This window comes from Micromonospora sp. AMSO31t (genome assembly GCF_008868175.1).
GTDB lineage: Bacteria > Actinomycetota > Actinomycetes > Mycobacteriales > Micromonosporaceae > Micromonospora.
This window is the reverse complement of record NZ_WBKT01000180.1, coordinates 1-11,593: the sequence shown is the minus strand read 5'-3', so window position 1 is coordinate 11,593 and position 11,593 is coordinate 1. Positions and strand designations below refer to the sequence as shown.

Here is an 11,593-nt window from a genome sequence, read left to right as displayed (position 1 = left end):
AGCGGGACGGCGAGGGACCCGCCGGCGGAGCCGCCGCGTCCCCGGGCACGGACGGGTCCGACCCGGGCCGTGGGTACTCCAGGAAGGCGTCCTCATCGGACTCGTACCGATACACCATGTTGGCTACAGTAGGGGCCATTGTCCCTTTCGTGGGTAATATCGGCAAAATCTGGCGGAGTGGCGTCCCGCCCTGCCCGCCGCACCGTCGCGGGTGCCGCTCCCGGGCGGTGCGACAATTCCCGACGTGACCGGCGACCACTACTTCACCGCTGAACCCGCGACCCCCGCCCAGCCGCGCGAGGTCGAGTTCTCCGTCGCCGGGCGCGACTACACCCTCGCCTCGGCCGCCGGCGTCTTCTCCGCCGCCCGGCTGGACCCCGGCACCGCGGTGCTGCTGCGCAAGGCCGACCTGCCGGCGCGCGACGCCACCGGCCCGTTCCTCGACATCGGCTGCGGCTTCGGGCCGATCACCTGCGTGCTGGCCAGCAGCGCGCCGGCCGCCACGGTCTGGGCGGTCGACGTCAACCAGCGGGCCCGCGACCTCACCGCCGCCAACGCCGCCAGCGTCGGCGCCGCCGACCGGGTCCAGGTCGCCGCGCCGGACGACGTACCCGCCGACCTCACCTTCGCCGAGATCTGGTCCAACCCGCCCATCCACATCGGCAAGGCGGAGCTGCACGAACTGCTGCGGCGCTGGCTGCCCCGGCTCGCCCCGGCCGGAGTGGCCTGGCTGGTCGTCGCCCGGCACCTCGGCGGCGACTCGCTGCACCGCTGGCTGGTCGAGCAGGGCTGGCACGTCGAGCGGCACGCCAGCCAGAAGGGCTACCGGGTGCTCCGGGTCACCCGGTAATCCGGTGTCGCTCGCGCCCGCCCCTCGGGCAGGATGCCCGCGTGGGATACGTGGACGTGGCAGGAGTCGGGCACATCCTCCCCGACGGCCGGGAACTCTTCGCCGAGGTGTCGTTCCGGGTCGGTGAGGGTGCCAAGGTGGCGCTCGTCGGCCCCAACGGCGCCGGCAAGACCACCCTGCTGCGCATGGTCGCCGGCGACCTGCCCGTGAAGACCGGCGTCGTCGCCCGCGCCGGCGGGCTCGGCGTGATGCGCCAGTTCATCGGCATGATCGGTGACGAGTCGACCCTCGCCGACCTGGCGCTGTCGCTCGCCCCGCCCGCGCTGCGCGACGCCGGCCGGCGCCTCGCCGACACCGAGGCGGCCATGCGGGCGGCCGAGGTCCGCGGCAAGTACAGCAGCGCCGCCGGCAAGGCCCAGCTCGCGTACGCGGACGCGCTGGCCGCCTGGGGCGAGACCGGCGGGTACGACGCCGAGGTGCTCTTCGACACCGTCGCCACCATCGTCCTCGACCTGCCGTGGGACGCTGCCCGGGAGCGCCCGGTGCGGACCCTGTCCGGCGGCCAGCAGAAGCGGTACGCACTGGAACTGCTGCTCCGCGGCCCGGACGAGGTGCTCCTCCTCGACGAGCCGGACAACTTCCTCGACGTGCCCGGCAAGCGCTGGCTGGAGGCCCGGTTGCGCGAGTCCGGCAAATCCGTGCTCTACGTCTCGCACGACCGGGAACTGCTCGCCCAGACCGCCGACCGGGTGGTCGCCGTCGAGGGCGGCAGCGCCTGGGTGCACCCGGGCGGCTTCGCGAGCTGGCACGAGGCGCGGGTGGCCCGGCACGCCCGACTCGACGAGCTGCGCCGCCGCTGGGACGAGGAACACCAGAAGCTGCGCGAGCTGATGCTCATGTACAAGCAGAAGGCCGCGTACAACGACGGGATGGCCTCCCGCTACCAGGCCGCGCAGACCCGGCTGCGCAAGTTCGAGGAGGCCGGGCCGCCGCCCGTACCCCCGAAGGAGCAGGACATCCGGATGCGCCTCACCGGCGGGCGGACCGGGAAGCGCGCGGTGATCGCCGAGCAGCTCGAACTGGACGGCCTCACCTACCCCTTCGACCTGGAACTCTGGTACGGCGACCGGGTCGCCGTGCTCGGCGCGAACGGGACCGGGAAGTCACACTTCCTGCGCCTGCTCGCCCGCGGCGGCACCGACCCCGACCCGGCCAACATCCCGGTCGACGGGGCGAAGCTGGCGCCCGTCGCGCACGGCGGGGTCGTACGCCTCGGCGCGCGGGTCCGGCCCGGCCACTTCTCGCAGACCCACGACCGGCCCGAGCTCATGGAGAAGACGCTTGTCGACATCCTGTGGCGGGGCGACGAGCACCGGGCCGGCATGGACCGGCACGCCGCCATGGCGGCGCTGTCCCGGTACGAGCTGGCCGGGCAGGGCGACCAGCGGTTCGGCACCCTCTCCGGCGGCCAGCAGGCGCGCTTCCTCGTGCTGCTGCTGGAGCTGTCCGGGGCCACCCTGCTGCTGCTCGACGAGCCGACCGACAACCTCGACCTGGCCTCCGCCGAGGCCCTCGAAGCGGGGCTGGACGCGTTCGCCGGGACGGTCGTCGCGGTCACCCACGACCGGTGGTTCACCCGCTCCTTCGACCGGTTCGTGCTGTTCCGCAGCGACGGCGAGGTCGTGGAGACCCCGGAGCCGGTCTGGGACGTCGGGTGAGGCCGAGCCCGGCGGCATAGGGTGGATCTCGTGACTGAGATGACCTACCGCCGGCTCGGCGACTCCGGACTCGTGGTGTCCGTCGTCGGCATCGGCTGCAACAACTTCGGCCGCAAGCTCGACCTCGACGGCACCCGTGCAGTCGTGGACGCCGCGCTCGACGCCGGGATCAACTTCTTCGACACCGCCGACATCTACGGTGAGCCGCAGGGCAGCTCCGAGGAACTGCTCGGGCAGGCGCTCAAGGGCCGCCGGGACGACGTGGTGGTCGCCACCAAGTTCGGCATGGACATGCACGGTCTGAACGGGCCGGACCACGGCGCCCGGGGCGCCCGCCGCTACATCGCCCGGGCGGTCGAGGCGTCCCTGCGCCGCCTCGACACCGACCACATCGACCTCTACCAGATGCACGAGCCCGACCCCGGCACCCCGATCGACGAGACCCTCGCCGCGCTGGACGACCTGGTCACCGCCGGCAAGGTGCGCTACGTCGGCAACTCGAACTTCGCCGGCTGGCAGATCGCCGACGCCGACTGGACCGCCTCCTCCCAGGGCCGAACGCGCTTCATCTCCGCGCAGAACCACTACTCGCTGGTGGAACGGTCCGTCGAGGCCGAGGTGATCCCGGCGTGCGAGCGGTTCGGCCTCGGCATGCTGCCGTTCTTCCCGCTGGCCAACGGCCTGCTCACCGGCAAGTACAAGCGGGACGAGGCCCCGCCCGCCGGCAGCCGGCTCTCCGGCGGCGGCCGGTACGCCGAGCGTTTCGCCGCCGCCGACTGGGACACCATCGAGGCCATCGAGGCGTACGCGGTCGAGCGCGGAATCAGCATGCTCCAGGTGGCCATCGGCGGACTCGCCGCCCGGCCCGCGGTGACCTCGGTGATCGCCGGCGCCACCACGCCCGAGCAGGTACGCGCCAACGCCGAAGCGGGCACCTGGCAGCCCACCGACGAGGATCTCGACACCCTCGACGCCATCCTCTGACCGCTCCCGTCCGCTGCCCCGGCACCCCTTCCGGTGCCGGGGCAGTGTGCTGTCCACCCGCCTCCCAAGCGGGTCCAACCCGACAGCATGACGTGATCGGGAGATCACCCGCTGTCCCTGTGCTCCACCTCGGACGGTCGGTGGGAAATTCCCCACCCGCCCCTTGGCGGATCCGCGCGCACGTCGTACGGTAGGCCCGCAAGTGACCCACGGGAGCCCGGTGCCACCGGGCTGAGAGGGGGGCTGGAAGCCCCCGACCGTCGAACCTGATCCGGGTAATGCCGGCGCAGGGAGGAGAGTTGCCGTGCCGTCCCTGGGACGACTGCATCTGATCACCGACACCCGGCCGGGGCGGGACCCCCTCGCCGTGCTGCGCGCCGCCCTGCCGGTGGCCCGCGACGAGCTGGTCATCCAGGTTCGGGTCGAGGACGACGCCACCGACCGGGAGGCGTACGAGCTGGCCAGCCGGGTGGTGGGGCTGTGCCGGCCGTACGCGGCGACGTGCCTGGTCAACGACCGGCTGCACGTGGCGCTGGCGGTGGGCGCCGCCGGTGGCCACGTCGGCGCGGAGGACCTGCCGGTGGCGGCCGCCCGGCGGGTGCTCGGCGAAGGCGCCGTGCTCGGCGCGACCGCGCGGGAGCCGGGCGGCGCCACCGCGGCGGTCGCCGCCGGGGCCAGCTACCTGGGCGTGGGCCCCTGCCACGCCACCACCACCAAGTCCGGCCTGCCCGACCCGATCGGCCCGGCCGGGCTGCGCGCGGTGGCCGGCGCCGTGGACGTGCCGGTGATCGCGATCGGCGGGGTGACCGCCGCGACGGTGCCGGCGCTGCGGGCGGCGGGCGCGTACGGGGTGGCGGTGGTCGGCGCGCTGTCGGCCAGCCCCGATGCCGGCCGCACGACCGCTGAGCTGATTGCGGCCCTGACGTGCTGACCCGACCGGACGTCGCCATCGTGGGGGCGGGACCGGTCGGGCTGGCGATCGCGTGGCGGTGCGCGTCCCGAGGGCTGCGCGTGACCGTCCACGATCCCGCTCCCGGCTCCGGGGCCTCGCACGTCGCCGCGGGGATGCTCTCCCCGGTCGCCGAGGCGTACTTCGGCGAGCACGAGCTGACCGCCCTGCTGGCCGAGTCCGCCGCCCGCTGGCCCCGCTTCGCCGCCGACCTGGCCGAGGCGTCCGGCGCCGACGTCGGGTACCGGGCCGACGGCACCCTGGTGGTCGGGCTCACCGCCGACGACCTGGCCGAGGCGCGGCGGCTCTGGTCGTACCAGCAGGGGTTGGGACTGCCGATCACGCCGCTGCGCCCCTCGGAGCTGCGCGACCGCGAGCCGGCGCTGGCCCCGCGGGTGCGCGGCGGCGCGGTCGCCCCCGGCGACCACCAGGTCGATCCGCGCCGGCTGGTCCCCGCGCTGCGGGCGGCGGCCGGGCGGGCCGGCGCGGTGCTGCGCCCGGCCCGGGTCGGCGCGCTGTCCGACGTGGACGCCGCGGTGACCGTGGTCGCGGCCGGCTGCGGCGCGGCCGCGCTGACCGGGCTGCCGGTCCGGCCGGTCAAGGGCCAGGTGCTCCGGCTCCGCGCACCCGGTCGCGGCGCGCCGGACTTCCGGCACGTGATCCGGGGGTACGCCGACGGCGAGTCGGTCTATCTGGTGCCCCGCGACAGCGGCGAGGTCGTGGTCGGGGCGACCGTCGAGGAGCGCGCCGACACCGAGGTGACCGCCGGGGCGGTGCTCCGGCTGCTCCGCGCGGCCGTCGACCTGGTGCCGGAGCTGGCCGAGTACGACCTGGTGGAGGCGACCGCCGGACTGCGCCCCGGCACGCCGGACAACGCGCCGATCATCGGGCCGCTGCCCGGCCGGCCCGGCGTGGTCGTCGCCACCGGGCACCACCGGCACGGCATCGTGCTCACCCCGGTCACCGCCGACCTGGTCACCGAGCTGATCGTCACGGGCGAGCCGGATCCGCTGCTCGCCCCCTTCACCCCGGACCGGTTCGGGAAGGAGCCCAGGTGGAACTGATCGTCAACGGCGCGGGACGGGACCTGCCCGGCGGCTCGACCGTCGCCGACGTGGTCCGCGCGGTCACCGCCCAGGAGCGCGGCCTCGCGGTCGCGGTGAACGGCGAGGTGGTGCCGCGCGGCGGCTGGCCGGCGACCGTGCTGCGCGACGGCGACCGGGTCGAGGTGCTCAGCGCCGCCCAGGGCGGGTGAGCCGGATGTCCTTCGAGATCGGCGGGGTCGGCTTCGGCTCCCGGCTCATCCTCGGCACCGGCGGTGCGGCCAACCTGCACGTGCTGGAGGAGGCCATCCGCGCCTCCGGCACCGAACTGGTCACCCTGGCGCTGCGCCGGGTGGACACCGCGCCGGCCGCCGCCGGCGGCCTGCTCGACCTGCTGGACCGGTGCGGGGTACGGCTGCTGCCGAACACGGCCGGCTGCTACACGGCGTCCGAGGCCGTGAAGGTGGCGCAGCTGGCCCGGGAGGCGTTCGACACCGACTGGGTGAAGCTGGAGGTGATCGGCGACGAGCGCACGCTGCTGCCCGACGGGGTGGAGCTGCTGCGCGCCGCCGAGGAGTTGGTGGCCGACGGGTTCACGGTGCTGCCGTACACCTCGGACGACCCGATCCTGGCCCGGCGGCTGGCCGACGTGGGCTGCGCGGCCGTGATGCCGGCCGGCGCGCCGATCGGCTCCGGGCTGGGGGTGAGCAACCCGCACCACATCCGGCTGATCCGGCAGGGCGTGGACGTGCCGGTGATCCTCGACGCCGGGATCGGCACCGCCTCCGACGCCGCGCTCGCCATGGAGCTGGGCTGCGACGCCGTGCTGCTGGCCAGCGCGGTCACCCGGGCCGTCGATCCGGTGGCGATGGCCACCGCCATGCGGCACGCCGTCGAGGCGGGGCGGCTGGCGTACGGGGCGGGCCGGATCGCCCGCCGCTTCCACGCGCTCGCCTCCACTCCCGACGAGGGAAGGCCCGACCTGTGACGGGCGCCGCTGTAGACCTTGGTGGGAAACGGCCCCTCGGGGGGCCGGACTCTTCCACGATCTCGGATGACGCCGTGCCGTCCGGCGTCGTGCTGCTCACCGACCGGTGGCAGGCCCGGCGACCGCTGACCGGAGTCGTCGAGGCGGCCGTGGCCGGGGGAGTGCGCTGGGTCGTGCTGCGGGAGAAGGACCTGTCGCGGGCCGAGCGCGCCGCCCTGGCCGCCGAGCTGCGCGCCATTCTCGCCGAGGCCGGTGGCACCCTGGTCGTGGCCGGACCCGACCCGCTCGGCGGGGACGCGGTCCACCTGCCCGCCGCCGGCCCGTACCCGCCGCCGGCCGCCGGGCTGGTCGGCCGCTCCTGCCACGACGCCACGGAGCTGGCCCGACTCACCACGGAGGACTACGCGACCCTGTCGCCGGTCTTCCCGACGAGAACCAAACCCGGCTACGGCCCACCCCTGCACCCGGCCGGGCTCCGCGAGCTGATCGCGATCAGCACCGTGCCGATCCTCGCCCTGGGCGGCGTCGAAACCCCGGACCAGGTCCGGGAGTGCGTCGCGGCCGGCGCCGCCGGGGTGGCCGTCCTCGGCGCCCTGATGCGCGCCGACGACCCCACCGAGATCGCCGCCGCGCTCACGGCGGCCCACGAATTCGCTGGTCGGGCCGGTCACGGGGCGGCCCGACCAGCCCCCACCGCAACCAGGGAAGTCAGATGACCCCGAGGACCACACTCACGATCGCCGGATCAGACTCCGGCGGCGGCGCCGGCATCCAGGCCGACCTCAAGGTCTTCGCGGCCCTCGGCGCCTACGGCACCAGCGTGATCACCGCGGTCACCGCGCAGAACACCCGGGGCGTGGACGCCGTGCTGCCCCTGCCCCCGCAGACCGTGCGCGACCAGCTCGACAGCGTGCTCGGCGACTTCGACGTACGCGCCGTGAAGACCGGCATGCTCGGCACGCCCGCGGTCGCCGACGCGGTGGCCGAGGCGGCGAAGGCCGACCGCCTTCCCCACCTGGTCGTCGACCCGGTGCTGGTCGCCACCAGCGGGCACCGGCTCGGCGTCGTGTCGGCCGTCGAGCGGCTGCTCCCGTACGCCGAGGTGGCGACGCCGAACTGCGCGGAGGCCGCCGCCCTCACCGGACGCCCGGTGACCACGGTCGAGGAGATGGTCGCGGCGGCCGAGGCGCTGGCGGCCGCCGGCCCGGCGCACGTGGTGGTGACCGGCGGCGACGTCGACGCGGCCGGCGACTCGGTGGACGTGCTGGCCGGCGGCGGCTCGACCACGCTGCTGCGCGCGCCCCGGGTCCCGACGCGGCACAACCACGGCACCGGCTGCTCGTTCTCGGCGGCGATCGCCGTCCGGCTGGCGGCGGGCGACCCGGTGCCGGTCGCCGTGGCCACCGCCAAGGAGTACGTGACCCGCGCGCTGACCGGCGCGCGGCACTGGGAGCTGGGCGCGGGACGCGGCCCGCTGGACCACTTCGGCTGGTCCACATGAGCGACAGGGAGGCTGTCATGCACGCACGTCGCAAGGTCTGGGTCGAGGGGTCACGCCCGGACATCCGGGTGCCGTTCGCCGAGGTGGCGCTGACCGGGGACAACCCCCCGGTCCGGCTCTACGACACCTCCGGCCCCGGATCCGAGCCGGAAGTGGGGCTGCCGCCGCTGCGCGGACCGTGGATCGCCGCCCGCGGGGACGTCGCCCCGGTGCGCGGCGCCGGCACCCCGCTGGCCGGCGTGGACGGTCGCCGGCCCACGCAGCTCGCGTACGCCCGGGCCGGGATCGTCACGCCGGAGATGGAGTTCGTGGCGATCCGGGAGGGGGTCGCGCCGGAGTTCGTCCGGGACGAGATCGCGGCCGGGCGGGCCGTGCTGCCGCTCAACGTCAACCACCCGGAGTGCGAACCGGCGATCATCGGCAAGGCTTTCCTGGTCAAGGTCAACGCCAACATCGGCACCTCGGCCGTGACCTCCTCGGTCGCCGAGGAGGTGGAGAAGCTCACCTGGGCCACCCGGTGGGGCGCGGACACCGTGATGGACCTGTCCACCGGAAAGCGGATCCACGAGACCCGCGAGGCGATCGTGCGGAACTCGCCGGTGCCCATCGGCACCGTCCCGATCTACCAGGCGCTGGAGAAGGTCGGCGGCGACCCGGTGAAGCTGAGCTGGGAGGTGTTCCGCGAGACGGTGGTCGAGCAGGCCGAGCAGGGCGTCGACTACATGACCGTGCACGCCGGGGTGCTGCTGCCGTACGTGCCGCTCGCGGTGGACCGGGTGACCGGGATCGTCTCCCGCGGCGGCTCCATCATGGCGGCCTGGTGCCTGGCGCACCACGAGGAGAACTTCCTCTACACCCACTTCGAGGAGCTGTGCGCGCTGCTCGCGCGCTACGACGTGACGTTCTCCCTCGGCGACGGGCTGCGGCCCGGCTCGATCGCGGATGCCAACGACGAGGCGCAGTTCGCCGAGCTGCGCACCCTGGGCGAGCTGACGAAGGTCGCCTGGGCGTACGACGTGCAGGTGATGATCGAGGGCCCCGGCCACGTGCCCATGCACAAGATCAAGGAAAACGTGGACCTCCAGCAGGAGTGGTGCCACGAGGCCCCGTTCTACACGCTCGGCCCGCTGACCACCGACATCGCCCCCGCGTACGACCACATCACCTCGGCCATCGGCGCCGCGATGATCGGCATGTTCGGCACCGCCATGCTCTGCTACGTCACCCCGAAGGAACACCTCGGGCTGCCCGACCGGGACGACGTGAAGGCGGGCGTGATCGCGTACAAGATCGCGGCGCACGCGGCCGACCTGGCCAAGGGGCACCCCGGGGCGCAGGCCTGGGACGACGCGCTCTCCAAGGCCCGCTTCGAGTTCCGCTGGGAGGACCAGTTCAACCTCGCGCTGGACCCGGAGACCGCCCGGTCGTACCACGACGCCACGCTGCCGGCGGAGCCGGCGAAGACCGCGCACTTCTGCTCGATGTGCGGGCCGAAGTTCTGCTCCATGAAGATCACGCAGGAGCTGAAGGACTACGCGGCGCGCGGCATGAAGGACAAGTCCGAGGAGTTCGTGGCCGGCGGCTCGCGGGTCTACCTGCCGCTCGCCTGAGCGCCGCCGGGGCCGGGCCGCTGGTCGGCCCGGCCCGCGGCCTCAGTCGCGGTGGTGCCGGCCGGTGCGCAGCGACCGTGCGTCGTCCGCGTTGTCGTCCGAGGCGAGGCCGGCGACCCAGTCGACGTACTCCTCGTCCTGCGCGGCGAGCGGCTCGCCGTCACGGTCGACCTCGCCCGGCTCGCCGCCCTTACCCCGGTTGCGCCGGAACAGGCTGCGCCGGGCCTTCGACTTCCCGCCGGCCGCCTCGGGGCTCGCTTCGGGCCCGGACACGTCGGCGTGCCGGCCACCGGGCGCGCTGCCGGCCGCCTGCGGCGGCAGAGCGTCCCAGGCTGGAAGGACAGGGCCGGCGGCCTCGGCGGCCTCGGCGGTTCCGTCGGTGGCGCCGGTGGTCTGCGGGACGGGACCGCTGGTCTCCGGAGCCCGGCGGACGGAAGCCGTCGTCTCGGGGCCCTGGTCGGTGGTGTCGGTGTTCTCCGGGACCGGGCCGGTGGGGGCGCGCGCCTCGTCGGCCGGCTCCGCACCGGTCGACGGGATGCGCGCGGTGGCCGTCTCCGAAGCGGTGGCCGCCTCCGAAGTGGTCGAGATGCTTCCGTCCGGCTGAGATGCGCTGCCCGGCGTGTTCGCGCCCGGCTGGACGGTGGCGTCGTCCCGCCTCCTTCGGGCCCGCACGGAGGTGCCGTCGGGTCCGGTGGCGGCGGGCTCGGCCGTGGTGTCCGCTGTGGTCGCGGTCGGCTCGGCGGTGCGGTCCGATGTGGCGGTGGTCGGCTCGGGTGCCTGATCCGGGACGGCCCGGGTCGTCCGCGGCTTGCGGGTGCGCTTCGCGCGGCCGGCCGGAGCCGGTGCGGCCGCGGTGGACTCGCCGGCCTCGGCCGCTGCCTCGGCGCCGGGGACGCCCGCCTGCGTGGGGTCGCCCGCCAACCGAGCCGACGACGGGGCGTCGTCCGTCGGTCGGGGCGAGGGCGTCGAGGCGGCCCGGGCCCGCCGGGATCGCGTCGCCCGCGTCGGAGCCGTCTCGGTCGCCGGCTCCGGGGAGCCGGGTCCGGCCACCTCGCGTTCCGCCGCAGCCGCCGGGGCCGCCGCTTCCGGCCGGTCCGGCGCCGGGCGCGGCGCGACGGGCGGAGCCGGCGCCCGACCGGTGGCCCTCGTGGCCTCGGCGTGCGGTGCCGCCGGCTCCGTGGTCGGCGCGGGCCGCGTGGCCGGGTCCGGCGAGACGGACGGTGCCTTGGTCCGGCCGGTCGCCCTCGGGGCCTCGGCGTGCGCTGTCGCCGGGGCGGACGTGACCGGCTCCGGGTCGGCCGGCGGGGTCGGGCGGCCGGCGGCGAGCACGTCGATGGCCGAGGTCCGCCGGCCCGGGGGAGGCGACCCGGGCAGCTGATTGAGGCTGGTGTCCTCGGACGGCCGGTCCGGACGCGGGACGTCCGAACCCTGCTCCGGGGAGAAGGTCGGCATCCCCGCGTCGAACCGCTGGCCGTGCGGAGTCACCTCGTGGGCCACGCCCGGCGCCACGTCGGCCGTCGCGGACGGGCCGTCCGGGTCCAGCTCCGGGGCCAGGTGCCGCCCCCTGAGCCCGTCCGTCGGGCCGGGCCGCGCCGTGATGCTGTCCGTCGTGTCGGGCCGCGCCGTGGTCCGGTCCGTCGTGCCGGGACGCGCCGTAGAGCCCGGCTCGGGGGCCGGACGGTCCGCATCGTGCGCGTCCGGGGCCGGGTCGGTCGCCCCACCCGCGGCGGCGGAGGAAGGTGCCGCGTCGAATCGGCGCCGGACCGGATCCGGCCGGGTGGCCTCGCGCTCGCCGGCGAAGCCCGACCCGTGCACCGGGGTCGGTGCGTCCCGGTCCACCGGACGCTCGGGGCCCGGGCGACCGGGGGGCCGGCCGGTCAGCCCGGCCGGCACGGGCGCCGGGGTGAGCCCCCCGGCTTCCGCCCACCGGGACTGGCCGGAAGCCGGGGG

General features: G+C 75.5%; 10 protein-coding genes, 1 pseudogene and 1 riboswitch. Of the genes and pseudogenes, 10 read left to right on the top strand and 1 reads right to left on the bottom strand.

The genetic code is table 11. The annotated features are described in order from the left end of the window. Positions 1 to 244 precede the first annotated feature (244 nt). The 10 genes from F8274_RS26735 (at position 245) to thiC (ending at position 9,643) form a co-directional block, all read left to right on the top strand. The gene (locus F8274_RS26735) at positions 245 to 850 is read left to right on the top strand and encodes a class I SAM-dependent methyltransferase (protein WP_151465126.1); all 606 of its coding nucleotides are present in this window, start codon (positions 245 to 247) and stop codon (positions 848 to 850) included. 41 nt (positions 851 to 891) lie between these two features. Next, positions 892 to 2,568, top strand: coding sequence for an ABC-F family ATP-binding cassette domain-containing protein (locus F8274_RS26730; protein ID WP_151465125.1), 1,677 nt, complete (start codon positions 892 to 894; stop codon positions 2,566 to 2,568). A gap of 21 nt (positions 2,569 to 2,589) precedes the next feature. Continuing rightward, positions 2,590 to 3,552, top strand: a complete 963-nt coding sequence (locus tag F8274_RS26725) for an aldo/keto reductase (protein ID WP_192580010.1) — start codon at positions 2,590 to 2,592, stop codon at positions 3,550 to 3,552. A gap of 200 nt (positions 3,553 to 3,752) precedes the next feature. Further along, a riboswitch (TPP riboswitch) is annotated at positions 3,753 to 3,862 on the top strand. After that, the gene (locus F8274_RS26720; protein WP_151465124.1) at positions 3,857 to 4,483 is read left to right on the top strand and encodes a thiamine phosphate synthase; all 627 of its coding nucleotides are present in this window, start codon (positions 3,857 to 3,859) and stop codon (positions 4,481 to 4,483) included. Its footprint overlaps the riboswitch before it by 6 nt. Beyond that, complete coding sequence (gene thiO, locus F8274_RS26715; protein ID WP_151465123.1) at positions 4,477 to 5,565, top strand: glycine oxidase ThiO; 1,089 nt, start codon at positions 4,477 to 4,479, stop codon at positions 5,563 to 5,565. Before F8274_RS26720 ends, thiO begins: the two co-directional genes overlap by 7 nt. Then, complete coding sequence (gene thiS / locus F8274_RS26710) at positions 5,556 to 5,756, top strand: sulfur carrier protein ThiS (protein WP_151465122.1); 201 nt, start codon at positions 5,556 to 5,558, stop codon at positions 5,754 to 5,756. The genes thiO and thiS overlap by 10 nt, the downstream gene beginning before the upstream one ends. Continuing rightward, positions 5,753 to 6,532: a thiazole synthase gene (locus tag F8274_RS26705; RefSeq protein WP_151465121.1), complete on the top strand. Its 780-nt coding sequence runs from the start codon at positions 5,753 to 5,755 to the stop codon at positions 6,530 to 6,532. Before thiS ends, F8274_RS26705 begins: the two co-directional genes overlap by 4 nt. Positions 6,533 to 6,606: 74 nt before the next feature. After that, positions 6,607 to 7,248, top strand: a complete 642-nt coding sequence (locus tag F8274_RS26700; protein ID WP_151465120.1) for a thiamine phosphate synthase — start codon at positions 6,607 to 6,609, stop codon at positions 7,246 to 7,248. Further along, on the top strand, positions 7,245 to 8,033 hold the full coding sequence (gene thiD / locus F8274_RS26695) for a bifunctional hydroxymethylpyrimidine kinase/phosphomethylpyrimidine kinase (protein ID WP_151465119.1): 789 nt from the start codon (positions 7,245 to 7,247) through the stop codon (positions 8,031 to 8,033). Before F8274_RS26700 ends, thiD begins: the two co-directional genes overlap by 4 nt. 17 nt (positions 8,034 to 8,050) lie before the next feature. After that, positions 8,051 to 9,643, top strand: a complete 1,593-nt coding sequence (gene thiC / locus F8274_RS26690) for a phosphomethylpyrimidine synthase ThiC (RefSeq protein ID WP_151465118.1) — start codon at positions 8,051 to 8,053, stop codon at positions 9,641 to 9,643. Positions 9,644 to 9,685: 42 nt separating this feature from the next. Here the strand turns inward: thiC and F8274_RS26685 are convergent. Further along, positions 9,686 to 11,593: pseudogene (locus F8274_RS26685) on the bottom strand (hypothetical protein); the annotation flags it as partial.